This is a genomic window from Notoacmeibacter marinus (genome assembly GCF_002238045.1).
Lineage (GTDB): Bacteria > Pseudomonadota > Alphaproteobacteria > Rhizobiales > Rhizobiaceae > Notoacmeibacter > Notoacmeibacter marinus.
Genome location: NZ_NBYO01000003.1, coordinates 352,944 through 378,661, shown reverse-complemented (window position 1 = coordinate 378,661; position 25,718 = coordinate 352,944). Strand labels below are relative to the sequence as shown.

Below are 25,718 nucleotides of genomic sequence, written 5' to 3'. Positions count from 1 at the left end.
GCGTTGCACGACAAACTGTGGTCGCCGCTGGCGAAGGAAAGGATGAACGAGTGGAAAATACAGCATTTTCGGCTGGCCGGCCGCGCGGTCTCTACCCGCCCGTCGAGCCGTACGATGCCGGTTATCTGGAGGGCGAGAGCGGTCATCGCATCTATTACGAGCGGTGCGGCACGCCGGGCGCCAAGCCGGCCGTCTTTCTGCATGGTGGGCCGGGCGGGGCCATAGCGCAGACCCATCGCCAGCTCTTCGATCCGGCCAGATACGATGTGCTGCTGTTCGACCAGCGCGGCTGCGGCCGGTCGACCCCGCATGCCAGCCTCGAAGCCAACACGACATGGCATCTCGTCGAAGACATCGAACGCCTGCGGCAGTTGCACGGTGCGGAAAGATGGCTGGTCTTCGGCGGCTCATGGGGATCGACGCTCGCGCTGGCCTATGCCGAAACCCACCCCCAACGCGTCAGCGAACTGGTCCTGCGCGGCATCTATACGCTGACGAAGGCCGAGATGAACTGGTATTACCAGCGCGGCGTGCCGCAAATCTTCCCCGACAAATATGCGCGACTGCTGGCGCCGATCCCCGTCGAGGAGCGCCACGATCTGCTCGCGGCCTATCATCGTCGGCTGACCGGGGACGACGAAGCGGCGCAACTCGAAGCGGCCAGGGCCTGGGCGATCTGGGAGGGTGAGACGATCTCGCTGCTGCCCGACGAGGAGGTGAGCGGCAAGTTTCACGATCCGCATTTCGCCGTCGCGTTCGCCCGGCTGGAAACGCACTATTTCGTCAATCGCGGCTGGCTGGAGGACGACCAGCTGATCCGCGATGCGGGACGGCTGAGCGGCATACCCGGTGTCATCATCCATGGCCGGTACGACATGCCGTGCCCGGCGCAGACCGCCTTCCGCCTTCACGAAGCCTGGCCGGAGGCCGACCTTCAGATTGTGGAGGGCGCCGGCCATGCCTTTTCGGAGCCCGGCATTCTGGAGCGGCTGATCGGAGCGACCGACCGGTTCGCCGCTTAGCCGGAGGCGAAGACGATCGAAAGGGGCGGCGGCTTATCCGCCGACCGCCCCCTCATACGCTTCGCTCGCTTCCAGCCACGCCGCTTCGGTCTCCGCGAGTTTCACGGATGCATCGCTGCGTTCGACCGCGCGATTCATCGGGCCGTGGGCTTCGGCTTCGGAGTTCTGGCTGCCCCAGGTCATGGTGCCGAGACAGAAATGCGAGCCGGCGATGCCGGTGCGGTGACGCGGTTCAAAGTTTATGAAGTCGGGTTTTCCACAAGTTTCCATGCTAAAGATTTGACGCATTGGGTGCAGAAACCGGTCACGAATAGCTTTCGTAAGGCGCTCTGTCGCCGTCGATTTTTAAGACATCTGGCGCGTGATATCAGCGAGAAACAAGCCGCTAAATTCATTAGCCCGTTACGTATGAGCAATTTGAGGTTCGAATCCCTCAACAGGACTCGAACCTCAAATTGCAGATGAATAGTCTCTTGACGCGGGTCCTGAATAACCACCTATTCGACGATGCCGGACCGGACACCAATTTTTTTGGTGAGTGATCCGTATGCAAAATAAACTTTCGATAAAGATACCATGGTTGCTGGAAGTATCAGGCGAGGGCACAATCGCCATAGTAGCGGTTGGTATTTTCCTGCTGGTGTTTCTGTTGCTTTTCGCCTTCGACAAAATCAAACGTCCTTGACCGCCCCCTCATACGCTTCGCTCGCTTCGACCCAGGCCGCTTCAGTCTCCGCGAGCTTTACGGATGCGTCGCTGCGCTCCTTGGCGAGCTTCGTCGCGCGGGCGGGGTCGTTTTCGTAGATGTCGCCATCCGCAAGCTCCGCTTCAATCGCCTGAATCCGTTTCTGAGCGTTGCCCATCAAGGATTCGAATTCCTTGATCTTTTTGGCGAGCGTCTTCATCTCCTCGCGCTTCCTGGCCGCATCGCGCCGGATCTCGGCCTTCGACTGGCTGGGCTTCGACTTGTCGCCCTTGCTGGTCCGGTTGAGCGACAGGATCAGCGATTTGTAATCCTCCATGTCGCCCTCATAGGGCGCCACAGAGCCGCCATGGACGAGCCAGAGCCGGTCGGCGGTGCTTTCGACCAGGCTGCGGTCGTGGCTGATCAGGATCACCGCGCCGGAAAAGGCGTTGAGCGCATCGGTCAGCGCGCGGCGGCTGTCGATGTCCAGATGGTTCGTCGGCTCGTCGAGGATGAGCAGGTTCGGCCCCTCGAAGGTCGCGAGCCCCATCAGAAGCCGCGCCTTCTCGCCGCCGGACAGGTCCTTGGCGGCGGTCATCATCTTCTCGGTCGGCAGGCCCATCTGCGCCACCCGCGCGCGAACCTTCGCTTCCGGCGCCTGCGGCATCAGCGCGCGCACATGCTCGATGGCGCTTTCGTTCGGGTGCAGATCGTCCATCTGGTGCTGGGCGAACATGGCGACCTTCAGCTTCGGCGCGACGGTCATCTTCCCTTCTTCGGCCTTGAGCCGGTCGGCCAGCAGCTTGGCGAAGGTGGATTTGCCATTGCCGTTAGCGCCGAGCAGCGCGATCCGGTCGTCCGCGTCGATTCGAAGATTCAGCCCCTTGAGGATCAGCTTGCCCGGCTCGTAACCGACGGCGGTTTCCTCCAGCCGGATGGCGGGGGAGGCGACCTCCTTCTGCGGCTCGGCGAAGCGGAACGGCGCGACATGCTCATCGACGGGCATGTCGATCGCGTCCATCTTCTCCAGCATCTTCAAGCGGCTCTGCGCCTGGCGCGCCTTGGAGGCCTTGGCGCGGAAGCGGTCGACGAAGGCCTGCAATTCCTTCTTGCGGGCATCCTGCTTTTCGGCGGCCTTGGCCGCGAGTTCGGCCTTTTCGGCGCGCTGGCGGGCGAACTGGTCGTAGCCGCCGCGCCAGAAGGTGAGCTTCTTGCCCTCCAGATGGACGATGGAGGAGACCGCGCGGTTCAGCAGGTCGCGATCATGGCTGATGAGCAGCACGGTGTGCGGGTAGCGCGCAAGATAGTTTTCCAGCCACAGCGTGCCTTCCAGATCGAGATAGTTGGTCGGCTCGTCGAGCAGCAGAAGATCGGGTTGGCTGAACAGTACGGCGGCGAGCGCGACGCGCATTCGCCAGCCGCCCGAAAAGCTTCTGGCCGGGCGCAACTGGGCGTCCTGGTCGAAACCGAGGCCGGAGAGGATGGCGGCGGCGCGCGCCTCGGCGGAATGGGCGTCGATGTCGACCAGACGGGTCTGGATGTCGGCGATCCGCATCGGATCGGTCGCCGTTTCCGATTCCGCCATGAGCGCGGCGCGCTCCGTATCGGCCTTCAGCACGATGTCGAGCAGCGCCTCGTCCGTACCCGGCACCTCCTGGCTGACGCCGCCGATCCGTGCGCCCTTCGGCAGGTCGATGCGCCCGCTTTCGGACGGCATTTCGCCCCGAATGGCCCGAAACAGCGTGGTCTTGCCAGCGCCGTTCCGCCCGACAAGGCCCGCTTTCGCGCCGGTCGGCAGCGAAAGGTCGGCATGGTCGAGTAGAAGGCGTCCGGCGATGCGGAGCGAAAGGTCGGATATGGTGAGCATGGTGCGGCCCTTGTGGCGCGGGACGGGCTGCTAGGCAAGGGCTTGCCGTTCGCTCTTTCAAAGACCTGTCGGTTCGGCTAGAAGCGCGCCGAACATTCTTTCCCGAAAATTCGACCAGAGGAATTCCATGGCTATCGAACGCACCTTTTCCATGATCAAGCCGGACGCGACCAAGCGCAACCTGACCGGCGCCATCACCAAGATGCTGGAGGATGCCGGCCTGCGCGTCGTGGCGTCCAAGCGCGTCCATATGAGCCAGCGCGAGGCCGAAGCCTTCTACGCCGTCCACAAGGAACGCCCCTTCTTCGGCGAACTGACCGAGTTCATGGCGTCCGGCCCGACCGTCGTGCAGGTGCTGGAAGGTGAGAACGCTATTGCAAAGAACCGCGAAGTGATGGGCGCCACCAACCCGGTCGATGCCGACGAAGGCACGATCCGCAAGGCGTTCGCCCAGTCGATCGGCGAGAACTCGGTCCACGGTTCCGACGCGCCGGAAACCGCGAAGGAAGAGATCGCCTTCTGGTTCGCCGAGAAGGACATTGTCGGCTGATAGAGCCGAGGCGTAACAAACGATAAAGGGCCGGCCTCTTGTGCCGGCCTTTTTGATTCACGACATTGCGATCTGCTTGGAAACGATTCATCGCATTGCGCTATTCGATCTGCGCTCGCGCCCACTCGACAGCTGGCGGATTGCCGTTAACCTGTTGTCATAACGTTGTCACGGATACTCAATCCTATTGGGAGCGGGGCGGATCGCCTGCGGCGCGCCACCCGGAGGATCAACTCGGGAAGGGAGGCGCCTGTGTCGTTTCCAAATTTCACGGCCGCTGAAATCTACGCCGATGGTGTCGTTCATACGCTCGCCATGATCGCCAGCGCCGTCGCGGTGACGCTCCTTCTGGCGCTGACCGCCGGTCAAATCTCCGGCAGCATGACGGTGGCGCTGTCGATCTACGGCGCCGGCCTTTTCGCCATGTTCGCCTGTTCCGCAGCCTATAATCTGACGCCCTGGCATGGGGCGAAGGTGCTGCTGCGCCGTTTCGACCAGGCGGCCATCTTCGTCATGATCGCCGGCACATACACCCCTCTCGTGGTGCTGATGGGCACGACGCTCGCCTATGTCATTCTGGCGGTGATCTGGACGGGTGCACTCGCCGGCGTTGCTTCCAAGCTCATCTTCGCGGGCGATTACCGCCGCTGGGACCCCGCGCTCTATCTGGCGCTCAGCTGGTGCGGAATCGTGCTGATCGGCCAGATGCTGCTGGTGCTGCCGACCTTCGTCACAGCCATGATCTTCATAGGCGGTGTCTGTTACTCGGTCGGCGTGGTCTTCCACGTCTGGGAAAGCCTGAAATTCAACAATGTGGTCTGGCACAGCTTCGTTGTTGCCGGCGCGGTCTGCCATTTCATCGCCGTTGCGCATGGCACGACCAACATGATCGGCTAGGCCGGCGCGCCTTCCGGCACCTGCCAGTCGATGGGCTCCATACCGTTCTTCTCCAGAAAGGCGTTGGCCTTGGAGAAGTGCCGGCATCCGAAGAAGCCGTTATGCGCCGAAAGCGGCGAGGGGTGAGGGGCCTTCAGGACAAGGTGTCGGTCGGCGTCGACGAGGCTTGCCTTCTTTTGCGCATACGACCCCCAGAGCATGAAGACGACCGGATGATCGAGCGTGTTGACTCGGCGAATGACCGCATCCGTAAAACGCTCCCAGCCCTGTCCGCGATGCGACGCCGCTTCGCCGCGCCGCACGGTTAGCACGCTGTTCAGCAGCAGGACGCCCTGTTTGGCCCAGCTTTCCAGGAAGCCATGGCGCGCCGGCGCAATGCCAAGGTCGCTTTCCATCTCCTTGTAGATATTGACGAGCGAGGGCGGGATGCGAACATCTGGCTGCACGGAAAAGCAGAGACCATGCGCCTGCCCATCGCCATGATAGGGATCCTGTCCGAGGATCACGACTTTGACATCGTCAAGCGGCGTGAGATCGAGGGCGCGGAAATAGTCCGATCCTTTCGGGAAGACGACCTGCCCATTGGCATATTCCGTTTTCAGAAAGGATTTGAGTACGGCCATATAGGGGCTGGCGAACTCCTCGCCCAAGGCCGACTTCCAGCTGTCTTCGAGACGAATGTCGTCGCTCATGACTCGGCCCAGCGTTTCCTTGCTTCGTCATCGGCATCCTTGGCCGATACCCAGTCGCCGGACGTTCCGTCCGTCCGGTGCTCCTTCTTCCAGAAGGGTGCTTCGGTCTTCAGGAAGTCCATCACGAAATTGGCCCCGTCGAACGCTGCCTGCCGGTGGGACGAGGCGGCGGCGACCAGGACGATCCGCTCACCGGGCGCGATCCGACCATGGCGATGGATGGCGAGAATGCCGTGGAGCGGCCAGCGCTGGCATGCTTCCTCGGCGATCCGGCGAATTTCCGCTTCTGCCATGCCGGGATAGTGCTCCAGTTCCAGCGCGGCCAGATCGTCGCCATCCGCCCGGCAAAGGCCGGTGAAGGCGACGACGGCGCCAATGTCGGCCCGGCCGCCGATCAGGGCGGCGATTTCCGATTCGCCATCGAAATCATCAGCCTGGATGCGGATGACGATCTGGCTTGCCGTCCGGTCCATTCGTCAGCCGCCCGTCATGGGCGGAAAGAGCGCAATCTCCGATGCATCGCCGATCCGTTCGTCATGATTGGCGTGTTCCTGGTCGATCGCTACGCGGATGGCGTTCCGGTGCTGCATCAGTTCGGCATAGGCTTCGCCGCGCGTCGCCATATGGTCGAGAAGGTCGGAGACGGTCTCGACTGAAGCGGGCAGTTCGATCTCCTCGGAACTCTTACCGATCCGCTCGCGCACCCATGCGAAATAAACGAGCTTTACCATCGCAGCCTCTTATTCCTCGACGACATGTTTGAGCCCGGCGCGGAAATAATCCCAACCGGTAATCAGGGTAACGATGGCCGAAATCCAGAGCAGGACGAGACCGGTCTCGGTCGTGTAAGGAAAGACCTTGTCGCCTGCCGGGCCTGCCAGCAGGAACCCGATGGCGACCAGTTGCGCGGTCGTCTTCCATTTGGCGAGCCGCGAAACCGGCACTGAAACCTTCAGACCGGCCAGATATTCACGCAGACCGGCGATGAGGATTTCGCGGCACAGAATGATGATTGCTGCCCAAAGGCTCCATCCCTGGATCGTCTTGTCGGTATCGGCGGCGAGCAGAAGCAGTGCCGTCGCGACAAGCAACTTGTCGGCGATGGGGTCCAGCATCTTGCCGATATTCGAACTTTGCCCGAGCCGTCGCGCCAGATAGCCGTCCAGAAAGTCGGTGATGGCGGCGGCAACGAAGATGCCGAGCGCCCACCAGCGTGCCGTGTCCGACGAATGCAGCCGGCCCTCGACGAAAAAGCAGATCGCGACCGCAGGCACCGCCAGAATGCGTGCATAGGTCAGCATGTTTGGAATATTGTAGGCGCTGCGAATATTACTCACCGTCGTCCGGAACCAGCTTCGTTCTTAGCCAAGTCGGGCTTTGGCCGCTACCGTCAAGCGCTATCGGGCATGAACTTGTTGTTAGCCGCTATCGCCACCCTCGTGGAAATGATCGTAGATCTGCCGGGCCATGGATTCTGAAATGCCGTCGACCGCCATCAGATCGCGCAGGGCGGCCCGCGAAACCGCTTTAGCCGTGCCGAAATGCTGAAGGAGTGCGCGCTTACGCGAAGGGCCGATTCCGCCGATCTCGTCGAGCGGGTTCTTCGTGAAATTGGCCTTCCGCTTGGCGCGGTGACTGCCGATAGCAAAGCGGTGCGCCTCGTCGCGCAGGCGCTGGATGAAATAGAGAACCGGGTCGCGCGGCGGCAGCGAAAATTCCGCCCGGCCCTCGATGACGAAACGTTCGCGCCCGGCGTCACGATCCTGGCCCTTGGCGACGCCGATCACCGCGACGTCGTCTTCGACACCCAGTTCCCGAAGAATCTTCATCACGGCGCTGATCTGGCCCCGCCCGCCATCGATCAGCAGCAGGTCCGGCCAGTCGGGAAAGGCATCATCGTCTTTCGCGGCGTCGCCTTCGACCTCGCTCGGCTTGCCCTGCTCCTTCAGCAGTCGGGAAAATCGGCGCTGCATGACTTCGGACATCATGGCGAAATCGTCGCCCGGATTGGTGTCCGGGTTCTTGATGTTGAACTTGCGATAGCTGCTCTTGGCGAACCCGTCCGGCCCGGCGACGATCATCGCGCCGACCGCATTTGTTCCCATGATGTGCGAATTGTCGAACACCTCGACGCGGCGCGGCGGCTTGTCGAGGCCGAAGGTTTCGGCCAGCCCGGCCAGCAATTTGCCTTGGGCCGAGGTTTCGGCAAGGCGTCGGCCGAGGGCTTCGCGGGCATTCTGCAAGGCGCGGCCGACCAGATCGCGCTTCTCGCCGCGCGCCGGCACGGCGATCGTGACCTTGCGGCTGGCCTTGATGCAAAGCGCTTCGGCCAGAAGATCCTGATCTTCCACCGCATGGGAGAGGAGGATCTGCCGGGGCACGGGCTTGTCGTCATAGAACTGCGAGAGAAATGCACCCAGCACGTCGCCTTCTTCCAACGTCGAATCGGCTTTCGGGAAATAGGCGCGGTTGCCCCAGTTCTGGCCGGTGCGGAAGAAGAAGACCTCGATGCAGTTCTGTCCGCCTTCCTGGTGGATGGCGAAGATATCTGCCTCTTCCACGCCGCGCACATTGATGCCCTGATGGCTCTGCACGTGGGACAGCGACGACAGCCGGTCGCGGAAAAGCGCGGCACGCTCGAAATCGAGATCGCCCGCCGCTTCGTTCATCTCGTCGGCCATGCGCTTGGTGACCGCATTGGACCGGCCGGACAGAAAGTTGCCGGCGTCTCTCACGAGTTTCCGATAATCCTCTTCGCCGATCTCGCCGGTGCACGGGGCGGCGCAGCGCTTGATCTGATAGAGCAGACAGGGGCGCGTCCGGCTGGCATAGACGCTGTCCGAGCAGGAGCGGATCAGAAAGGCTTTCTGCAGGGCGTTGACCGTCCGCGTCACGGCTCCGGCGGAGGCGAAGGGGCCGTAATAATCGCGATGCTTCGAACGCGCGCCCCGGTGCTTGAAAATGCCGGGCGCCTCATGATCGGTCGTCAGAACGATATACGGAAAGCTTTTGTCGTCCCGCAGCAGGACATTAAAGCGCGGCCGCAAGCGCTTGATCAGATTCGCTTCCAGCAGCAGCGCTTCGGTTTCGGTGCGGGTGACGATGAAATCCATCGAATGGGTTTCGGCGATCATCCGCGTCAGGCGGCCGGCATGGGCGCGACCTTGGGCGTAGTTCGCGACCCGCTTCTTCAGGCTGCGCGCCTTGCCGACATAGAGGACATCGCCGTCCCTGTTCAGCATCCGGTAGACGCCGGAACGGTTTGGCAAATGCTTGACATAGACGGCGATGGCCGCAGCGCCGGTCTGGCCGGCGGCCTCAGCGCTGGAAAGATTGTCCCAGGAGATATCCTTCAGAAGCGTTTCGATGGCGTTGCGATCCGTTTCGGTCGCCTGGCTTTCGGAAACAATATCGCCCGGCTGCCATTTTTCGTCAGCCCGGGTCGTCTCTGTTTCGTCGACAAGTTCGCGCACACGGGCACCGAGATCCCGATCCTCGCCCGGGACCAGCGGCTCTTTCCGCTTCCGGTTGCGGCGGGCCTTGATGATTCGCGTTTCGCTCATATCACTATATTTGGAACTTTCCGGGCGAGATGTTGAGCCCTGGCGGATTTTTCATCATCAGATTACTGCCATGCGGATCGATGCAGGCGGCGGGACGGAGAGCAGATGACGGCGGACAGGGATATGGCAGGCCGTGTGGCGGTCGTCACGGGTGCATCGAGCGGCGTCGGTCAGGAAATCGCCCGGCAACTCGCGCGGAGGGGGTGCGACCTCTGGCTGACTTACCACAATGATGAAAAGCCGGTGCGTCGCCTTCAGGAGACGTTCGCTCAGGAGGTTGGCGTCGAGGTGCGGCAACTCGACCTGACGGACGAAAGCGCGGTGAAGGGTGTGTTCTCAGAGATTGCGCGCAAAGGCGAAGGCCTGGACTATCTCGTCAACAACGCCTCCTTCTGGTCGCAGGACCTTTGGGACGCCGACCCGGCGGAACTGACGCCGGCCGATCTGCGGGCGGTCTTCGATGTCGATCTTATCGGTTCGTTTCTCACCATTCGCGAATCCGTCGGCCTGATGAAGGGGAAGGGCGGCGCCATCGTCAATTTTTCGTCGAGCGACTCGCTGCGCGGCGATCCAAAAGCGTTCGCCTATAATCCCGCGCAAGTCGCCGTAATCGGCCTGACGCGCTCGGTAGCACGCCGCTACGCCCCGACGATCAGATGCAACGCCATAGCGCCGGGTCCTATCGATACGGGCTGGACCGAGCGTTGGGGCCTCAGCGCCAGTGAAAAGGCGGCGGTCGACGAACAGAATGGTTTGGCCGGCCGGATGGGACGACCGGACGAAGTAGCGGCATTGGCCTGTTATCTGCTCTCGGACGGCGCTGGCTATATTAACGGCCAGGTGATCCAGGCCGATGGCGGTGCCTCGATTGCCTGAAGGCGCTCAGTTCCACGCGAACAAGGTGTACAGATAGACGATGAAGGCGGTTGTCAGCACCGCGCCGAGCGCCTTGCCCATCCTGATGCGGCCAAAGACAACGATCGCCAGGACGATGGCAGCGGCGGCCATTACCCACATATCGACATCGATAATTCGCTGATCGACGTCGAATGGCACGATCAGCGCCGTCAGTCCCATGATCGACAGAATGTTGAACAGGTTCGATCCGACGACATTGCCGAACGCGACGGCGCCATGACCACGCCAGGCTGCAGTGATACTGGTTGCCAACTCAGGCAGGGACGTGCCGATGCCGACGATCGCCAGGCCGATAATGGTTTCCGGAACGCCCCACGAACTGGCGATGGAGCTAGCTCCGGTGACGGTCAGTTCCGCGCCCAGTGGCAAACAGATCAGGCCGGCCACAATCCGCAGACCGATTCCGAGGCCGCTTTGGCCTTTGGCGTCGACTTCCTCCTCATCCAGAAAGGTGGGCGCCACATTGTTGCTGCGGGCATTGACGAACTGCCAGACCAGATAGGCGATCAGCAGGGCAAAGAGAATGCCGCCCGACACCCGCGTCAACTCGCCCTGAAAGCCCATCATCGCCATGAAGAGGGCCGTTGCCACCAGCATGGCGAAGACGTTCCGCCGCACGCCACGTTCGGTGGGCGACATCGTCGAGATCAATGCGGGTATACCGATAACGAGCAGGACATTGGCGATATTGGAGCCCACGACATTGCCGACGGCCAGACCCGGCTGATTGGCGAAGACCGCATCGAGAGATACGAACAGTTCCGGCGCACTCGTGCCGAATGCCACGATGGTCAGTCCGATGATGAGCGGGGGAACGGCGAAACGTTCCGCAAGGCCGACCGCGCCTTTGATAAGTGTGTCGCCGCCTATGATGAGAAGGACGAATCCGCCAAGGAGCGAAACGTAGCTGATGAGCATGAATGTGTCCTACGAATTGGTAAGTCGCATATAGATTGCGGCGAAACCGGCACCAGACCCCCGGCGCACACCATCGCGACATTGCAGTGCAACATGTTGGTCGCGACCGACTTGCAATCAATCTGTTGCATAGGGGCAACGGCGGCCGACGCCTCATTTCTGCCGGAAAATCTTCACTTCGTCGCTGGTCTTTCTCCGCATTCGAAGCGCAAATTCTTTTTCGTGAACGGGTCTGGAACCGAGTCGATGCACGGCCGTTGCCTACCGTTCGAAACGTGAGCGCCGATCGCTCCCCCATACGACGGCGCAAACAACAAGAATGAGTATAGTATGATGAAAAATTTCGTATTCGCCGCCCTCTCCGGCGTTAGCCTTGTCGCCTTTTCTGGCGTCGCTCAGGCTGCCGATGCCATCGATGTCGTCCCCGAAGCACCTGCCGTCTACGTCGAAGAGGCGCCGGTCATGGGCTGGGACGGTGGTTACGTTGGCGCCATGGGCAACTATAATCACAGCAAGGCCGACCGCGACAACGGTCTGCCGGGCGTGGACAGCGACACCTTCGGCGGTGCGGCGTTTGCCGGTTACCAGCGCCAGAGCGGCAACATCGTTTACGGTGCCGAGGCCGATGTCGGCTACAACGCCATGAATGGCGATGAGGGCGGCACGGACGTTGAAACCGGTGTCGACGGCTCGCTTCGCGCCCGTCTCGGCTATGCGCCGAACGATCGCGTTCTGGTCTATGGTACGGGCGGTGTGGCCGCAGCCGATGCCGAAGTCTCTGATGGGGCGGGCAAGGATAGCAACACTGTGATCGGCTATACCGTCGGCGCGGGTGCCGATGTGAAGATCACCGAGCAGATTTTCGCTCGCGGCGAATATCGCTACACCGACTATATGGACAAGTCGTTCAACACCGGTTCGGGCGCACAGGATGTCGACATCGACAACCACCGCGTCGGCGCGGGTATCGGCTTCAAGTTCTGATCGCCGATTTCGGTTCGAAATGCAGAAAAGCCCGGTCATTGGCCGGGCTTTTCTTTTAACTGCGTCTCTTTATTCCCCTGCGCCGGTGGCCCTGTCGCAGAGATCTATTTGGGCAAAAGCGCGGCGAGATCCGGCCGGGCGGAATCGAACCCATCGGCCCATTCGCCCAGCTTGGGGCAACCCTGCAGAATGTCCGGCTTCCGTAGCTTCGCATATCCAATTGCGGAGCGCAGCGCGATATGGCCGCCATGAAGCCCATTTTCCAAGGATGGAACATCGCCTTCGAAATGCGCGAAACCGCGTTCCGCTTTGCCAATCTGCCTGTCGATCCAGTCCTGATGAACCTTCTCCTCTGGGCGGTAGCGTCGCTCATAGACCATAGCGACGAGCGCGTCGCAAATGCCGTTCGCCAGGCTTTCCATCGTCTCTGCTTCCAGCCGCGCATCGGGCTCCAAGGGAAACACGCCATTGCCGCTCATCCGGTCGGCATAGCGAAGGATCACGCCCGAATCGAAGATGGTGCGACCATCGTCCAGAATGAGGACAGGAATCTTTCCGAGTGGGTTGGACCCCATCAGTTCCGCCGGCTCGGCACTGGTATCGGTCGGCACGCTTTCGTATGCGATATTGGCGAGCGTCAATCCCATGCGGGCTTTCGCGCTATAGGGCGACGGATCGGAATAGAGCAGGCGTGGCATGGCGTTTCCTTTTAGCAACTACCGCCGGTTCGGCATAAGTGGCTGTTTCAGATTGCAGGCGCGGCGGTCCACGGCAGGGCAGGCGATGAAGTTCAGCGCCTTGTCCAGGCAGATACGGACATCGCGCAGATAGCGCCGGTCGCAGGTGACGGCGAGACCATTGTGTTCGAGGCCGCGATTCACCCGGACAAACGCCTCCTCGGCTTTAGCGGGCGAAACCGCGCCGCCAGCAAGATTGGTCGGCATTCGAACTTTCTCGTAGGCAGCACGCGTCATACGGAAATAGTCGGTCTGGCTGAGGCCGGTGCAGGTGCCGTGCTTGCGCCATTCATGCCCTGCGAGCCCGATGGTCGGAATCAGGTCGCGGATGCCGGCATAGACCTGCTGCGACACGCGGCCGGGTTCGGATGAAGGGCAATCGCTCGGGTAGCGGCCACCGCGATATTGCGGCCACAGGCCATGCACGACGAAGCCCTTGGGGCCGCCCTGGCCACACTGGCGGCGATTGGCCCGCTCGCCCTCGGAGGCGCAGTAGCTGGGCGACCAGGATAGGGCGAGCACCCAGAAATCAAATTCATCGCTCGGCCTCGGCAGATCGCGATCGCCGGTGGTCGAACGCAGATCATCGGGCGTCCTGGCTTCCGCCGAGGTCGAAGAAGGCCCTTCCAACGAGGATTCGCCACCCTGAACGAAGGTCGCGAGTTCGTCTTCGAAAAACTGGTAGGGAACGAGGCCGGCCAACGCCAGGCCGCCGAGAACCAGTAGAGCCAGAAGCCGTTTGCTCCGAAACCGCACGCCTAATTCCGGCCGACGCCGCTTCTGACCACCCGGCAGGCTTCATCATAGACGTTCCACTCGTCGAAACCCTGCATGCAGGCTTCGACATTGTCGCCAAGCGCGCCAGCAAAGCCCTGGCCGTATTCGATCAGATACCAGACGGTTCGCGTCTCGCCATTGGAGAGGGCTGCGCTTGCCTGGCAGTAGCGTCGGGCTATGGGCCGCTTATACGCTTCAGGCAGGAAATCGTTCTGGTGGATGGCGTAATAATCCACAATGTCGACTTGCGGCACACCGGGCACACGGCGGCTCTGATAGTCGATCTGCCGAGATACGCCTTTGAGAACGCGGTCGTCGGCACAATCCTGGTTGTCCTCATAAAGGCGCAGCATGTCAGCGGCGTGGGACACGGCGCCGGAGCCGAAGAACATAAGCACGGTGAGCGCGGTTGAGGCGACGATGTGGCGGAACATGTGAATCCGGCTCCCGGAAGACGTTGGTGTATTGGGGCGAAAAGACCTTGTCGACCGGTTTGCGCCAACGCGCCCAGCCGATCAAGCCCCGAAACGATACCTGGCCGATCGCCACCGCCTGCTAATTGCCGGGCCGTGGCACTTCCACCACGTCGCTCAGAATGGCTGGATGGCGCAGCGGGCTTTGCCGTCTTCCGAGAGGAGACGTCCGATCTCCGGTAGGATCGTCGCCATATCGCCGGCGAGCGTATAGGGCGGATTGATGACGGCCATGCCGCAACCGTCGAGGCGGGGCGGCGAAGCCGATGGCTCGCGGATAAGAAGAGAAATATCGAGACCTTCGCCGAAGCCGCCTTCCGCCAACCGTCTTCTGAACTGTTCCACGGCGGGGCGGTCCTTGATCGGATACCAAAGGGCGTAGGTGCCGCCACGCCAGCGCTTGACGGCCTTGGCAACCCCATCGATCATACGGTCGAATTCGCCCGGTTGCTCGAAGGGCGGATCGACTAGCACCAGCCCGCGTTTCTCCTTGGGCGGAACATGGGCGCCGAGCGCCAGCCAACCGTCCAGTTCGATGATACGGACCTGCCAATCGCCCGCGAACCGCGCTTTCAAAGCCTGGCTATCCTTGGGGTGGAGCTCGATCGCGCTCAGCCGGTCCTGCGGGCGCATCAGAAAACGGCTGACCATGGGCGAGCCGGGATAGGCAGTCATTACACCATTGTCATTGACGGCGCCGACGGCGTTCAGAAACGGCGCGATAAGCCCGGCGACATCCGCTGAAAACTCTTCCTTCGTGATCCGGCCGATTCCGTCACGCCATTCGCCAGTCCGCTGCGCTTGGTCGGACGACAGATCGTAGAGCCCGATCCCCGCATGGGTGTCGATGATTCGAAAGGCCTTGTCCTTGCGCTTCAAGTGTTCGATGCAACGCGCCAGGACGATATGTTTCAGGATGTCGGCGAAATTTCCGGCGTGGAAGACGTGGCGGTAATTCACGGCTGAACAGGTGCATCCGACGGACCGCCGATAAACGAGCGCATCGCCTCTTCATCGGTTGCGCTCATGCCGTTATAGAACGTCGCGCCATCGCGCATTCCCACCTTGCCTTCCGCAAGCAGTCGCAGCGCAAGGGGATAGAGATGGTGCTCGATCTTCAGAACACGGGCCGCCAATGTCGCTTCGGTCTCGTTCAGTTCGACGGACAGGGCGCCCTGCGCGATGATCGGCCCATCGTCCATGTCCTCAGTCACGAAATGAACCGTGGCGCCATGCACACGCACACCGGCGGCGATGGCGCGGGCATGGGTGTCGACGCCCTTGAAGCTTGGCAGGAGGGCAGGGTGGATATTGATCAGCCGGCCTTCCCAGCGGTTGACGAACTCTGCCGTCAGCAGGCGCATATAGCCGGCAAGACAGACAAAGTCCGCTCCTGCTTCCTCGATCGCGGCGCTGATCGCCTCGTCATGGCTGGCGCGGTCGTCGAAATCCTTGTGTGAGATGGTTTGCGTCGGAATGCCGAAATCCTCGGCGACTGCGAGGCCGGGTGCGTCCGCCCGGTTGGAGATGACGCCGGCGATCCGTGCGGGATAGGCCGGGTCGAGCGCCGCACCGACCAGCGCGCGCATATTGGAGCCCCGGCCGGAGATCAGTACGACCACACGCTTCGGTTCGGTTTTCATGCGAAGAGTGCGCCTTCATAGCGAACATCCGTACCTTTGCCCTTTCCGGCAACCGATCCGATGGTGACGGTGTCCTGCCCGGCGTCGGCGAGGCTGGCCCGAACGGTATCGGCTTCATCCGCGGCAACGATGACGACCATGCCGATCCCGCAATTGAAGGTCCGCAGCATTTCCTCATCGGCAATGTTTCCGGCTTTCGACAGCCAGGAGAAGACCGGCGGCGGTGTGATGGCGTCCAGATCAATTGTTGCGGCCAGATCGTCAGGCAGCACGCGCGGGATGTTCTCGGTGAAACCGCCTCCGGTGATGTGAGCCATCGCTTTGATCGCGCCGGTTGCTCGAATCGCCGCGAGCAGCGGTTTGACGTAGATTTTCGTCGGCTCCAGCAGCGCTTCGCCAAGGCTGGTCGAAGGCGAGAACGGCGCGGCAGCATCCCAGGCCAGCCCTTCCATCGCGACGATCCGTCGGACCAGGGAGAACCCATTGGAATGCAGACCGGAAGATGGCAGCCCCACGATGACGTCGCCCGTCGCGATATCGCTGCTCGGTAGCAGCGTTCCGCGCTCGGCCGCGCCCACGGCAAAGCCGGCCAGGTCGTAATCCTCGCCGGCATACATGCCGGGCATTTCGGCGGTCTCGCCGCCGATCAGCGCGCAGCCGGCCTGTCGGCACCCTTCCGCAATGCCTGAAACGATGGCCGCACCCTGATCGACCGACAGTTTGCCTGTGGCGAAATAGTCCAAAAACAGAAGCGGCTCCGCTCCCTGCACGATAAGATCGTTGACGCACATCGCGACCAGATCGATGCCGACCGTGTCGTGTCGCCCGGTTTCGATGGCGACCTTGAGCTTGGTTCCGACCCCGTCATTCGCAGCGACCAGAATCGGATCGGAAAAGCCCGCGGCCTTCAGGTCGAACAGCCCGCCGAAACCGCCGATTTCCGAATCTGCGCCAAGGCGGGCGGTCGAACGGACCATCGGCTTGATCCGTTCGACAAGCGCGTTGCCTTCGTCGATATCGACGCCGGCATCGGCGTAGCTCATACGGTTTTCCGGTGAATCATTCATTTGGCAATGTCGATCGTTCGGTTGGCGGAAGCACACCGGCAATTGGCATGAAAGAAAGTCGTCAGCAAGGTGCCAGAGGCCGGCTTTGCCTTCGCCTGAGGAAACACCTAGGTGTGTGTTGTTTCTCAAGGAGTGAATCGCGCGTTGACGATCCCGAACCTGATCACCTTGTTTCGCCTCGTCCTGGTGCCATTGGTCGTCTGGTCGCTCATGGCCGGCCATTGGGGCATGGCGCTTGCCGGCTTCGTGGTCGCTGGCCTATCCGATGCCGTGGATGGCGCGCTGGCGCGGTTATGGAATCAGCAGAGCACCATCGGCGCCTATCTCGATCCGATCGCCGACAAGCTTCTGCTGTCATCGACATTTATTGTTCTGGGGCTCGTTGGCGCCCTGCCGATGTGGCTCGTGGTGATCGTCGTCTTTCGCGATATCGGCATCCTGGGTGGGGTCGTGCTGGCGCGAGAAATGGGCTCGCCCATCACCATTCATCCGATTCTTCTGTCCAAATTCAATACCGCCATTCAGATCGTTCTGGCGGCTGCCGTTCTGGCGCAGGGTGCCGGCCTCATTTCGATACCCGTTATACTGACATTGCTGGTGCTGCTCTGTGGATTCTTGACGGTCAGTTCGGCGGCAGCCTATGCCTTGCTCTGGTTCCGCCATATGCATGAGGCCGCGTGACGCCATGACCGAGACCGGGCCGCCGCACAACCTGCCCGAACGCCAGGTTCCGCAGACGCAATCAGAACCCGAGGCCGCGAACGGCGTCGGCGACAGCGCTTTGTGGCGCCGTCGGGTTCTGTTCTGGGGTGGCATGGCGCTTGCGGCTCTTCTGATGCTGTGGGTCTTCCGCTCGGTCTTGATGCCATTCGTGGTCGGCATGCTGCTTGCCTATTTCCTGGATCCCGTCGCCGATATGCTGGAGCGGCGCGGCCTGTCGCGCACCTTGGCCGCCATTGTGATTCTCATCCTTGCGATCGCCCTTCTGGCACTGGGTTTCGTGCTGGTTCTTCCGGTTCTGGCCAATCAGCTTTCCGGTTTCGTGGAGCGTCTGCCGCAACTGCTGTCCAACCTTCAGACTATGATTACCTCTTACGGACCGGCTTGGCTGGAGCGGGTTTTCGGCGTCGACAGGTCGACATTGGAAGACGGCTTGAACCAGGCTCTGTCGCAGGGATCGGGCTTCCTGGCTTCGTTTCTGGAATCGGTCTGGAATTCGGGCGCGGCGCTCGTCGACATAGCGGGCCTGTTCGTGATCGCGCCGGTCGTGGCCTTTTACATGCTGATCGACTGGGACCGGATGATCGCGTCCATCGACGCCCATGTGCCCCGCCGCCATGTCGATACGGTTCGCGCCATCGCCCGCGATGTCGACAGGGCGGTGGCCGGCTTCATTCGGGGGCAGGGCTCCGTCTGCCTCATTCTCGGCATCTATTACGCAATCGGACTGACACTGGTCGGTCTGAATTTCGGGCTTCTGATCGGTTTGGGCGCCGGCCTGATCAGTTTCATCCCCTATATCGGCTCGACCATCGGCCTTGTCGTCGCACTTGGAGTGGCGCTTGTGCAGTTCTGGCCAGACTTCTTGTGGATTGCGGCAACGCTAGCCGTTTTCTTTTCCGGCCAGTTTATCGAGGGCAACATTCTGCAACCGAAACTGGTCGGCGGAAAGGTCGGCCTGCATCCCGTCTGGCTGATGTTCGCACTATTCGCCTTCGGCGCGCTTTTTGGATTCATCGGTCTTCTGGTCGCCGTCCCCGCGGCAGCGGCGGTCGGCGTGATCGTCCGCTTCCTGCTTGAACGCTATCGGCAGTCGCATCTTTATGACGCCACAAAGGGAACGTCCTAGAACGGTGTCATGAGTGATTCGAACGAAGACATTCGAAAGACGCCGCCGGAACAGCTGCTGCTGGATCTGACGCGCGATCCAGCGCTGAGCCGCGATGATCTGGTTGCAACGTCCACCAATCGGGCTGCGGTCGCGCTGATCGATTCCTGGCCGAACTGGCTGGCTCCTGTTGCCGTCATCCATGGGCCGGAGGGTAGTGGAAAGTCGCATCTGGCGGCGATCTGGCAAGATCGCACATCGGCGCGCGCCATCACCGCCGGGGCCATTGGCAACGAAGCGATCGAAGCGGCGATGCGGGGCGGCTCGATACTGATCGAGGATATCGACGGCGGCGCGTTCGACCAGACGGGCCTGTTTCACCTGATGAACGCTGTGCGGCAGGGCGGTGGGTTCCTGCTCGTTACAGCGCGCGCCACCCCGGCCAACTGGCCGATTACTCTGCCGGACCTCATTTCCCGGCTTCGGTCGGTCGCTCTGGCGTCTATCGATCCACCGGACGATGCGCTGCTGGAAGCGGTTCTCGCCAAGCTCTTTTCCGACCGTCAGATCGGCATCGATCCGGTTGTGACGGCCTATCTCATTCCGCGCATGAAGCGATCCCTGTCGGAGGCGCGCCGGCTGGTGGATGCGATCGACCGGCGGGCTTTCGCAAACCGAGCCGCCGTGACACGGCCTCTGGCAGCCGATGTGCTGCGGGCGCTGCAGCAAAGCGGCGAAGAAGAGCCCGACGCCGATTGACAGTGGCGGTGAAACGGGCCATGTCGCACCCGAACGGCAACGGCCCGGAGCGTAGCGCAGCCTGGTAGCGCATCTGGTTTGGGACCAGAGGGTCGCAGGTTCGAATCCTGCCGCTCCGACCATCGCCGTAGGAAGTGATGTCGGCAACCGGGTCGCGCCCGGCTTTGCCGAGGCGAATGGAGGCCAAAGATGAGCGCGCGCATCTACAGTCCCGCCAAGACGGCCATGCAGTCCGGACGGGCCAAGACCGGCCGCTGGCTGCTGGAGTTCGAACCGCAGGAGCGGCGCGCCATCGATCCGCTGATGGGCTACACCTCGTCCTCCGACATGACGAGCCAGGTCCGGCTCTGGTTCGACACCAAGGACGAAGCGATCGCCTTCGCCAAGCGCGAAGGGCTTGCCTACCGCGTGTTCGAGCCGAAGGAACAGACCCGCCGCACGATTTCCTACGCCGACAATTTCCGCTACGATCGCAAGACGCCCTGGACGCACTGAGCCGACGTTTGCCGGACGCCAGTCACCATTGGCCCCTTAGCTCAGCTGGATAGAGCACCGGCCTTCTAAGCCGATGGTCGCAGGTTCGAATCCTGCAGGGGTCGCCAAATCGGCATAAGTCACTGTTTCCAATCGATTTCTGTCGTTTCTTTTAAATAGGTCCGAGGTTTGGGAAATCGAGTGTTTACCCGGCTATCTCCGGCCGCACCATTTTGTCCGCCTTCAGCGTGGTTTCCGGGTCGAGCGTGCGCATGGCCTGATGTTGGGTCAGGAAGACGCGGCCGGTCAGTTCATCCAGCAGATGAGAACGTTTCAGCCGGTCCATGACCGGGCCTTTCACTTCCGACAGATGCAGGTCGATCCCCGCCGATTTCAACCGTTGCACGGTCATTTCGAGACTCTCCAGCGCGCTGGCGTCGATGAAGTTCACAGCCGGGCATTGCAACACGACATGCTTGATCTCCGGTCGTTCGGCCACCTCTTTCTGGATGCGGGATTCGACCGCGCGGGCATTCGCGAAATAAAGGCTTTCATCGAACCGCATCGTCAGCACATGAGGGCTCGTCACCACATCGTGGCGATCGACATTGCGGAAATGCTCGGTGCCCGGCACCTGACCGACAATGGCGACGTGCGGGCGTGACGTCTGATAAAGATAGAGCAGGATCGACAGCGCCACGCCGGCAATCAGGCCGGTTTCCACGCCGAAGGCGAGGGTTGCGAGGATCGTGATCGCCATGGCGGCGAAGTCGGCTTTGGAATAGGCCCAGTTCTCCTTCATCGTTTCGAGGTCGACCAGGCTGAGAACGGCGACGATGATGGTGGCGGCCAGAACCGCGATCGGCAGGAAGTGCAGAAGCGGCGTCAGCAGGAGCGAGGCGAGCAGAATACCGACGGCAGTGAAGGCGCCGGCGGCCGGCGTCTGCGCGCCGGCGTCGAAATTGACAACGGACCGGGCGAAGCCTCCCGTGACCGGATACCCTCCCGTAAGGCCCGCTGCGATATTGGCGGCGCCCAGACCGACCAACTCCTGGTCGGGATCGATGGATTGCCGCCGTTTTGCGGCCAGCGTCTGGGCGACGGAAATCGATTCCACGAAACCGACGATGGAAATCAGAAACGCCGCGGGAAGAAGCGCCAGCCATATGTCCTGATCGAAGATGGGAACGGTGAAGGGCGGTAGTCCCTGGGGAATTTTGCCCACAATGGCGACGCCCTGGTGGTCGAGCCGAAAGATCGCGACAGCGAGGATGGCGGCGATCACCGCCAATACCGGGCCGGTGCGTGCGATCAGCCCGGCCAGAAAGTCGCTCAATCCGAACCGCAGCAGCAGCGGCTTGAAGCCGCGCCGGACCCAGAACAGGAAGAGCAGCGATACCGTTCCGATCGCCAGCGTGATGGCATTGAAGCCGGGCAGGGCGGTCAGAAGAGTTCCAGCAATCGCAACGAGTGAGTCGCCTCCGCCCTCGACGCCCAGAATATGCTTTGCCTGAGACAGGGCGATGATAATGGCCGACGCGGTGATGAAACCGGAAATGACGGGATGAGAGAGAAGGTTGGCGACAAAGCCGAGGCGAAAGATTCCCATGAAGAGAAGAATGAACCCACTCATGAGCGCCAGGATGAGCGCCGCCGTCAGGTAATCGGCCGTGCCGCTGGCTGCGATCTCGCTAACCGCCGCTGCCGTCAGAAGCGAGACGACCGCCACCGGACCGACCGCGAGCGTCCGGCTCGTGCCGAAGATCGCATAAGCAATGAGTGGCAGGATCGATGCGTAGAGCCCGACGACGGGTGGAAGGCCGGCCAGTAGCGCATAGGCAAGCGATTGGGGAATCAGCATGATCGTCACGATGACCGCAGCGACGAGATCGCTTGTCAGCGTGGCGCGGTTATAGTCGCGCCCCCAACTCAGGATCGGTAGGTAACGGTCTGACAGTCGTAGAAAACGCATTTGGTCAATTCCGGGATTCGGCAGGTTTTTGCCGGCGCAAGCGAGGACGGGTTGAACATATATAGAAAAATGAATATGTAAATCCAGCCGCTGCGGGATACGAGGTTTTCCGTTGGCACTGAACCGTTTTCAAGAAGGAACCAGAATGTTGAAACCAAAGGTGAAAGGCTTCTACGAGAAGCGGACCAACTCGATCCAGTATGTCGCCTCTTGTCCCGAAACCAAAAAGGCCGCCATCATCGATCCGGTTCTCGATTTCGATCCGAAATCGGGCGCGACGTCGACGTTCAGCGCCGATGAGATTCTGGACTATATCGACAGCGAAGGGCTGTCGGTCGAATGGATTCTCGACACTCATCCCCATGCCGATCATTTTTCATCCGCCCATTACCTGAAAGAGAAGACGAACGCGCGAACTGCCATTGGCGATCAGGTGGTTCAGGTGCAGTCGCTCTGGAAAGACTTCTATAACTGGCCGGATTTTCCCGCCGACGGCTCGCAATGGAACCATATTTTCAAGGATGGTGAGACGTTCAAGGTCGGCCAGATGGATGCGCGGGTGATGTTCTCGCCCGGACATACGCTTGCCTCGATCACCTATGTCATCGGCGATGCTGCCTTCGTGCACGATACGCTGTTCATGCCCGATGGCGGCACGGCGCGCGCGGACTTTCCGGGCGGCAGCGCCAAGACATTGTGGAACTCGATCCAGCAGATCCTCGTTTTGCCGGACGAAACGCGCATCTTCACCGGCCATGACTATCAGCCGGGTGGCCGCGACCCCGCCTGGGAATCGACCGTCGGCGAGCAAAAGCGGGAGAACATTCATTTGAAGGATGGCATGAGCGAAGCGGACTTCATCGAATTGCGCGAAAGCCGCGACAAGACCCTGCCAATGCCGAACCAGATTCTCTTCGCCCTGCAGGTGAACACCAATGGCGGCCGGCTGCCAAAGCCGGAATCCAACGGCACACGTTACATGAAAATCCCTTTGGACGTTCTCGAAGGCGCAGCCTGGGAAACGGACGAATAGGAGTCTTTTTGTCGATAGGCCGGTGCGGCGGCCATCGCATCCCTGAAGCCGCTGTGAGGTCCTGAGCAGCTGCCGCGCCACCTTTTGCCCTGCGCAAGCCTGAAAGACTGCCAAAAAAATAGGCAAGATCGAGGTTGCTCGTTTGGTTGATTAAAAAACGCCCATGTGGTTCGATGGCTTTCGATGAGGCCGGGTCTTTCGACGAGAAAAGGCCCCCACCAGACGGAGCGCAATTTGATCAAAACATTCCTGGCCGCCGCGGCGATGATCGCGGCAACCGCAACTCCCAGTTGGGCGCAGCAGGCCATGCCTTTCGCGCTCGACTGGAAATTCGAGGGGCCGGCCGCACCGTATTTCCTGGCCATCGACAAGGGGTATTTCGAGCAGAAGGGCCTCGAGGTCGAGATCACGGAAGGCAAAGGATCGCTCGACGCGATTCCAAAAGTGGCGACCGGCGCCTTTCCCGTCGGTTTCGCCGACATCAACTCGCTTATGCGCTTTCTGGACCAGAACCCTGGCGCGCCGGTCAGGGCGGTGATGATGGTCTATGACAAGCCGCCCTTCTCGGTCGTTGGACGCAAGTCGCTCGGTGTCGAAGCCCCGAAAGACCTCGAAGGAAAAGTGTTGGGCGCGCCGCCGCCCGATGGCGCCTGGGCGCAATTTCCGATCTTTGCCGCCGAAAACGATCTGGACATGGACGCCATCACGGTCGAGCCGGTCGGCTTCCCGACGCGTGAGCCGATGCTGGCGGAGGGCAATGTCGCGGCCGTGACGGGCTTCTCGTTTTCGTCCACTCTCAATCTGATCCGGCTCGGCGTGCCGAAAGACGATCTGTCCGTCCTGCTGATGTCCGATTACGGTGTGCAGCTTTACGGCAATGCCATCATCGTCAACACCGAGTTCGCCGAAGAGAACCCGGATGCGGTGAAGGGCTTTCTGGAAGCGGTCGCGATGGGCTGGACAAGCGCGATCGCCAATCCTTCCGAGGCGATCGATTCGCTTCTGCAACGCAACCCGGCCGCCGACAAGGAGCTGGAAATCGACCGGCTGCAAATGGCGATCGATGCCAATGTGCTGACCGACTGGGTCAAAGAAAACGGCATGGGCGGTATCGACGAATCGCGTTTCGAAGCGGCGATCGAACAGACCAAGACCGTCTACGAATTCCAGACTACGCCCCGGATGGAAACGTTCTGGGACGGCAGCTATCTGCCGTCCGGTGACGCCGCCAAACTGCAGTAAGACGCCCGGATTTTTGCTTTGACGAGCCGGTCGCGAATGACCGGCTCGACTCTTTTGGAATCGCGATGACCGATCTCATTGAAATCAAAGACGTTCACCATGCCTACCAGACCAAGGCCGGACCGCTGCCGGTTCTGGCCGGTCTCGATCTGGCGGTGCCGGAAGGGGAGTTCTGTGCGGTCGTGGGGCCATCCGGATGCGGAAAATCCACGCTAACGCGGCTGATCGCAGGGCTGATGCGGCCCGACAAGGGCGAGGTCTGGCTGCACGGCGAACGGGTCAGCAGCCCGCGCCAGACGGTCGGCATGGCATTCCAGAACCCGGTCCTGCTGGAATGGCGGACCATTCTGGACAATGTCATCCTGCCGCTGGAGATCGTCGCCTCCGACATGCCGCGCAAGAAGCGCGTGGCGCGCGCCGAAGAACTGCTGGAGATGGTGGGGCTGTCCGGTTTCGAGGGCAAGCGGCCTTCCGAACTGTCCGGTGGGATGCGCCAGCGCGCCTCGCTCTGCCGGGCCATCGTGCACAAGCCCGACGTTCTCATCATGGACGAGCCGTTCGGCGCGCTGGACAATTTCACCCGCGAGGATCTCTGGCAGACCATGCGCAATCTGCGGGCGGCCGAGCCCTTCACGGCCCTGCTGATCACCCACGATCTGCGCGAAAGTGTCTATCTCGGCGATGAGGTTATCGTTCTGTCCGACCGCCCTGCCAGGACGCAATATGTGATGGATATCGATCTGCCCGACGACCGGCCGCTCGCCATTCTCTTCGAGCCGCATGTCGGTGACATGCTGCACACGCTGCGCGACCAGATCAAAATCGCGCAGGGTCGCGACGGGGAGGCCGGCTGATGCACACCTTTCAGAAGGTCGCCGTTCCGATCGCGGCGATCGCCATCTTCGTCATTCTCTGGGAACTGCTCGTCTGGGCCAATGGATGGCCGGACTACGTGATGGCTTCACCGTCGGATCTGCCGGACGCCTATATGCGCTTCTGGAAGCTCTTTCTGACGGGTGCTTGGGAAACGCTCTGGCGCACGGTGGTCGGCCTTCTCATCGCCATCGTCGCGGGCGTGTTGCTCGGCATGGTGATGGGCCTCTCGCGTATTGCCAACGATGCGCTCTATCCGCTTCTGATCGGTTTCAACGCCATTCCGAAAGCCACCCTGGTGCCGGTGCTGGCGCTTCTCTTCATCGGCCAGCACAACTTCAACACGGTCATGATGGCGTTCCTGATCTCCTTCTTTCCGATCGCGGTGTCGGTCGCCATCGGTCTGGCGACGTTGGAGCCGGAATATCGCGACATTCTGCGTTCGCTGGGCGCATCTCGCTTCACTATCTTCCGTAAGATCGCCCTGCCGAAGACCCTGCCGGAATTCTTCGGCGCGCTGAAGGTTTCCGCCACGCTCGCCTTTATCGGCACCAATCTGGTGGAGATCATCTCACCGCATGGCCGAGGTCTCGGCGCGCTGTTCCTCTCCGGCCAGACCAACTCGAACTATCCTCTGATGTTCGCCGTGCTCATCGCGCTGGCGGTGCTGGGCATCCTTCTTTATTACGCCGTTGTCTGGCTGGAACGCACCTTCGCCGGCTGGGCGGACAGAATGGCGTGAAG

General features: G+C 61.4%; 27 protein-coding genes, 2 tRNA genes and 1 pseudogene. 15 read left to right on the top strand and 15 right to left on the bottom strand.

Annotation, left to right across the window (positions count from 1 at the left end; translation table 11 throughout):
- The first annotated feature begins 50 nt into the window (after positions 1–50).
- Positions 51–1,022 (top strand): prolyl aminopeptidase, encoded by a 972-nt coding sequence (pip, locus tag B7H23_RS14155; RefSeq protein WP_094078411.1) that lies wholly within the window; start codon positions 51–53, stop codon positions 1,020–1,022.
- A 33-nt stretch (positions 1,023–1,055) separates the two neighbouring features.
- On the opposite strand, the gene B7H23_RS14150 is transcribed toward pip, so the two are convergent.
- Both B7H23_RS14150 and B7H23_RS14145 read right to left on the bottom strand, forming a co-directional pair.
- Positions 1,056–1,292 carry a hypothetical protein gene (locus B7H23_RS14150; RefSeq protein WP_143534780.1) on the bottom strand — a complete coding sequence of 79 codons (237 nt, stop codon included), beginning with the start codon at positions 1,290–1,292 and terminating at the stop codon, positions 1,056–1,058.
- A gap of 401 nt (positions 1,293–1,693) precedes the next feature.
- Positions 1,694–3,574 carry an ABC-F family ATP-binding cassette domain-containing protein gene (locus tag B7H23_RS14145; protein ID WP_094078088.1) on the bottom strand — a complete coding sequence of 627 codons (1,881 nt, stop codon included), beginning with the start codon at positions 3,572–3,574 and terminating at the stop codon, positions 1,694–1,696.
- 127 nt (positions 3,575–3,701) lie between these two features.
- Between B7H23_RS14145 and ndk the strand changes: the two genes are divergently transcribed.
- Positions 3,702–4,124 (top strand): nucleoside-diphosphate kinase, encoded by a 423-nt coding sequence (ndk, locus tag B7H23_RS14140; protein WP_094078087.1) that lies wholly within the window; start codon positions 3,702–3,704, stop codon positions 4,122–4,124.
- Between the two features lie 252 nt (positions 4,125–4,376).
- Positions 4,377–5,021, top strand: a complete 645-nt coding sequence (trhA, locus tag B7H23_RS14135; RefSeq protein WP_094078086.1) for a PAQR family membrane homeostasis protein TrhA — start codon at positions 4,377–4,379, stop codon at positions 5,019–5,021.
- Here trhA and ung read toward each other — a convergent pair.
- The 5 genes from ung to uvrC form a co-directional block, all read right to left on the bottom strand.
- The gene (ung, locus tag B7H23_RS14130; RefSeq protein ID WP_094078085.1) at positions 5,018–5,713 is read right to left on the bottom strand and encodes a uracil-DNA glycosylase; all 696 of its coding nucleotides are present in this window, start codon (positions 5,711–5,713) and stop codon (positions 5,018–5,020) included. The two genes, trhA and ung, sit on opposite strands and share 4 nt — an antisense overlap.
- Positions 5,710–6,186: a molybdenum cofactor biosynthesis protein MoaE gene (locus B7H23_RS14125; protein ID WP_094078084.1), complete on the bottom strand. Its 477-nt coding sequence runs from the start codon at positions 6,184–6,186 to the stop codon at positions 5,710–5,712. Before B7H23_RS14125 ends, ung begins: the two co-directional genes overlap by 4 nt.
- Before the next feature lie 3 nt (positions 6,187–6,189).
- The gene (gene moaD, locus B7H23_RS14120; protein WP_094078083.1) at positions 6,190–6,444 is read right to left on the bottom strand and encodes a molybdopterin converting factor subunit 1; all 255 of its coding nucleotides are present in this window, start codon (positions 6,442–6,444) and stop codon (positions 6,190–6,192) included.
- Positions 6,445–6,453: 9 nt separating this feature from the next.
- A complete protein-coding gene (gene pgsA / locus B7H23_RS14115; protein ID WP_094078082.1) occupies positions 6,454–7,014 on the bottom strand; it encodes a CDP-diacylglycerol--glycerol-3-phosphate 3-phosphatidyltransferase in 561 nt (186 codons plus the stop codon).
- 117 nt (positions 7,015–7,131) lie between these two features.
- Positions 7,132–9,276 (bottom strand): excinuclease ABC subunit UvrC, encoded by a 2,145-nt coding sequence (gene uvrC / locus B7H23_RS14110; RefSeq protein ID WP_094078081.1) that lies wholly within the window; start codon positions 9,274–9,276, stop codon positions 7,132–7,134.
- Between the two features lie 105 nt (positions 9,277–9,381).
- Between uvrC and B7H23_RS14105 the strand changes: the two genes are divergently transcribed.
- Entirely contained in the window at positions 9,382–10,152 is a 771-nt protein-coding gene (locus B7H23_RS14105; RefSeq protein ID WP_094078080.1) for an SDR family NAD(P)-dependent oxidoreductase, read from the top strand.
- 6 nt (positions 10,153–10,158) lie between these two features.
- Here the strand turns inward: B7H23_RS14105 and B7H23_RS14100 are convergent, their stop codons facing one another.
- Positions 10,159–11,112, bottom strand: a complete 954-nt coding sequence (locus B7H23_RS14100) for a calcium/sodium antiporter (protein ID WP_094078079.1) — start codon at positions 11,110–11,112, stop codon at positions 10,159–10,161.
- Between the two features lie 330 nt (positions 11,113–11,442).
- Between B7H23_RS14100 and B7H23_RS14095 the strand changes: the two genes are divergently transcribed.
- Entirely contained in the window at positions 11,443–12,096 is a 654-nt protein-coding gene (locus B7H23_RS14095) for an outer membrane protein (RefSeq protein WP_240535120.1), read from the top strand.
- Positions 12,097–12,200: 104 nt separating this feature from the next.
- Here the strand turns inward: B7H23_RS14095 and B7H23_RS14090 are convergent, their stop codons facing one another.
- From B7H23_RS14090 to purM, 6 genes are all read right to left on the bottom strand, one after another.
- On the bottom strand, positions 12,201–12,794 hold the full coding sequence (locus B7H23_RS14090; protein WP_094078078.1) for a glutathione S-transferase family protein: 594 nt from the start codon (positions 12,792–12,794) through the stop codon (positions 12,201–12,203).
- 18 nt (positions 12,795–12,812) lie between these two features.
- The gene (locus tag B7H23_RS14085; RefSeq protein WP_158215845.1) at positions 12,813–13,589 is read right to left on the bottom strand and encodes a ribonuclease T2 family protein; all 777 of its coding nucleotides are present in this window, start codon (positions 13,587–13,589) and stop codon (positions 12,813–12,815) included.
- A 2-nt stretch (positions 13,590–13,591) separates the two neighbouring features.
- Positions 13,592–14,044 carry a hypothetical protein gene (locus B7H23_RS14080; RefSeq protein WP_240535119.1) on the bottom strand — a complete coding sequence of 151 codons (453 nt, stop codon included), beginning with the start codon at positions 14,042–14,044 and terminating at the stop codon, positions 13,592–13,594.
- A gap of 156 nt (positions 14,045–14,200) precedes the next feature.
- Positions 14,201–15,043 (bottom strand): 23S rRNA (adenine(2030)-N(6))-methyltransferase RlmJ, encoded by an 843-nt coding sequence (locus B7H23_RS14075; protein WP_094078076.1) that lies wholly within the window; start codon positions 15,041–15,043, stop codon positions 14,201–14,203.
- Complete coding sequence (purN, locus tag B7H23_RS14070) at positions 15,040–15,726, bottom strand: phosphoribosylglycinamide formyltransferase (protein ID WP_094078075.1); 687 nt, start codon at positions 15,724–15,726, stop codon at positions 15,040–15,042. Before purN ends, B7H23_RS14075 begins: the two co-directional genes overlap by 4 nt.
- Positions 15,723–16,793 (bottom strand): phosphoribosylformylglycinamidine cyclo-ligase, encoded by a 1,071-nt coding sequence (gene purM, locus B7H23_RS14065; RefSeq protein WP_094078074.1) that lies wholly within the window; start codon positions 16,791–16,793, stop codon positions 15,723–15,725. The genes purN and purM overlap by 4 nt, the downstream gene beginning before the upstream one ends.
- A gap of 144 nt (positions 16,794–16,937) precedes the next feature.
- On the opposite strand from purM, the gene B7H23_RS14060 reads away from it, so the two are divergent.
- The 6 genes from B7H23_RS14060 to B7H23_RS14035 all read left to right on the top strand — a co-directional run bounded on the left by B7H23_RS14060 (position 16,938) and on the right by B7H23_RS14035 (position 19,982).
- Positions 16,938–17,474, top strand: a complete 537-nt coding sequence (locus B7H23_RS14060; RefSeq protein WP_094078408.1) for a CDP-alcohol phosphatidyltransferase family protein — start codon at positions 16,938–16,940, stop codon at positions 17,472–17,474.
- A gap of 4 nt (positions 17,475–17,478) precedes the next feature.
- The gene (locus B7H23_RS14055) at positions 17,479–18,642 is read left to right on the top strand and encodes an AI-2E family transporter (protein ID WP_094078407.1); all 1,164 of its coding nucleotides are present in this window, start codon (positions 17,479–17,481) and stop codon (positions 18,640–18,642) included.
- Positions 18,643–18,651: 9 nt separating this feature from the next.
- On the top strand, positions 18,652–19,380 hold the full coding sequence (locus tag B7H23_RS14050; RefSeq protein WP_240535118.1) for a P-loop NTPase family protein: 729 nt from the start codon (positions 18,652–18,654) through the stop codon (positions 19,378–19,380).
- A gap of 45 nt (positions 19,381–19,425) precedes the next feature.
- Positions 19,426–19,502 (top strand) — tRNA-Pro (locus B7H23_RS14045).
- Between the two features lie 67 nt (positions 19,503–19,569).
- Complete coding sequence (locus B7H23_RS14040; protein ID WP_094078073.1) at positions 19,570–19,875, top strand: ETC complex I subunit; 306 nt, start codon at positions 19,570–19,572, stop codon at positions 19,873–19,875.
- Between the two features lie 30 nt (positions 19,876–19,905).
- Positions 19,906–19,982: transfer RNA gene (locus B7H23_RS14035), tRNA-Arg, on the top strand.
- 77 nt (positions 19,983–20,059) lie between these two features.
- On the opposite strand, the gene B7H23_RS14030 is transcribed toward B7H23_RS14035, so the two are convergent.
- Entirely contained in the window at positions 20,060–21,826 is a 1,767-nt protein-coding gene (locus B7H23_RS14030; RefSeq protein ID WP_094078072.1) for a SulP family inorganic anion transporter, read from the bottom strand.
- 151 nt (positions 21,827–21,977) lie between these two features.
- On the opposite strand from B7H23_RS14030, the pseudogene B7H23_RS14025 reads away from it, so the two are divergent.
- From B7H23_RS14025 to B7H23_RS14010, 4 genes and pseudogenes are all read left to right on the top strand, one after another.
- Positions 21,978–22,859 (top strand): annotated as a pseudogene (locus tag B7H23_RS14025) (MBL fold metallo-hydrolase); the annotation flags it as partial.
- 234 nt (positions 22,860–23,093) lie between these two features.
- The gene (locus B7H23_RS14020; RefSeq protein WP_206608910.1) at positions 23,094–24,101 is read left to right on the top strand and encodes an ABC transporter substrate-binding protein; all 1,008 of its coding nucleotides are present in this window, start codon (positions 23,094–23,096) and stop codon (positions 24,099–24,101) included.
- 65 nt (positions 24,102–24,166) lie between these two features.
- Positions 24,167–24,955: an ABC transporter ATP-binding protein gene (locus tag B7H23_RS14015; protein ID WP_094078070.1), complete on the top strand. Its 789-nt coding sequence runs from the start codon at positions 24,167–24,169 to the stop codon at positions 24,953–24,955.
- A complete protein-coding gene (locus B7H23_RS14010) occupies positions 24,955–25,716 on the top strand; it encodes an ABC transporter permease (protein WP_094078069.1) in 762 nt (253 codons plus the stop codon). The genes B7H23_RS14015 and B7H23_RS14010 overlap by 1 nt, the downstream gene beginning before the upstream one ends.
- The last annotated feature ends 2 nt before the right edge of the window (positions 25,717–25,718 follow it).

Coding starts and splice junctions, on each gene's coding strand:
- B7H23_RS14030 (WP_094078072.1), bottom strand. CDS start 21,826: ATGCGTTTTCTACGACTGTCAGACCGTTACCTACCGATCCTGAGTTGG.
- B7H23_RS14125 (WP_094078084.1), bottom strand. CDS start 6,186: ATGGACCGGACGGCAAGCCAGATCGTCATCCGCATCCAGGCTGATGAT.
- B7H23_RS14080 (WP_240535119.1), bottom strand. CDS start 14,044: ATGTTCCGCCACATCGTCGCCTCAACCGCGCTCACCGTGCTTATGTTC.
- B7H23_RS14015 (WP_094078070.1), top strand. CDS start 24,167: ATGACCGATCTCATTGAAATCAAAGACGTTCACCATGCCTACCAGACC.
- purN (WP_094078075.1), bottom strand. CDS start 15,726: ATGAAAACCGAACCGAAGCGTGTGGTCGTACTGATCTCCGGCCGGGGC.
- moaD (WP_094078083.1), bottom strand. CDS start 6,444: ATGGTAAAGCTCGTTTATTTCGCATGGGTGCGCGAGCGGATCGGTAAG.
- B7H23_RS14145 (WP_094078088.1), bottom strand. CDS start 3,574: ATGCTCACCATATCCGACCTTTCGCTCCGCATCGCCGGACGCCTTCTA.
- B7H23_RS14105 (WP_094078080.1), top strand. CDS start 9,382: ATGACGGCGGACAGGGATATGGCAGGCCGTGTGGCGGTCGTCACGGGT.
- pgsA (WP_094078082.1), bottom strand. CDS start 7,014: ATGCTGACCTATGCACGCATTCTGGCGGTGCCTGCGGTCGCGATCTGC.
- ung (WP_094078085.1), bottom strand. CDS start 5,713: ATGAGCGACGACATTCGTCTCGAAGACAGCTGGAAGTCGGCCTTGGGC.
- B7H23_RS14010 (WP_094078069.1), top strand. CDS start 24,955: ATGCACACCTTTCAGAAGGTCGCCGTTCCGATCGCGGCGATCGCCATC.
- B7H23_RS14040 (WP_094078073.1), top strand. CDS start 19,570: ATGAGCGCGCGCATCTACAGTCCCGCCAAGACGGCCATGCAGTCCGGA.
- purM (WP_094078074.1), bottom strand. CDS start 16,793: ATGAATGATTCACCGGAAAACCGTATGAGCTACGCCGATGCCGGCGTC.
- uvrC (WP_094078081.1), bottom strand. CDS start 9,276: ATGAGCGAAACGCGAATCATCAAGGCCCGCCGCAACCGGAAGCGGAAA.
- B7H23_RS14055 (WP_094078407.1), top strand. CDS start 17,479: ATGACCGAGACCGGGCCGCCGCACAACCTGCCCGAACGCCAGGTTCCG.
- B7H23_RS14050 (WP_240535118.1), top strand. CDS start 18,652: ATGAGTGATTCGAACGAAGACATTCGAAAGACGCCGCCGGAACAGCTG.
- B7H23_RS14090 (WP_094078078.1), bottom strand. CDS start 12,794: ATGCCACGCCTGCTCTATTCCGATCCGTCGCCCTATAGCGCGAAAGCC.
- B7H23_RS14100 (WP_094078079.1), bottom strand. CDS start 11,112: ATGCTCATCAGCTACGTTTCGCTCCTTGGCGGATTCGTCCTTCTCATC.
- ndk (WP_094078087.1), top strand. CDS start 3,702: ATGGCTATCGAACGCACCTTTTCCATGATCAAGCCGGACGCGACCAAG.
- B7H23_RS14150 (WP_143534780.1), bottom strand. CDS start 1,292: ATGGAAACTTGTGGAAAACCCGACTTCATAAACTTTGAACCGCGTCAC.
- B7H23_RS14095 (WP_240535120.1), top strand. CDS start 11,443: ATGATGAAAAATTTCGTATTCGCCGCCCTCTCCGGCGTTAGCCTTGTC.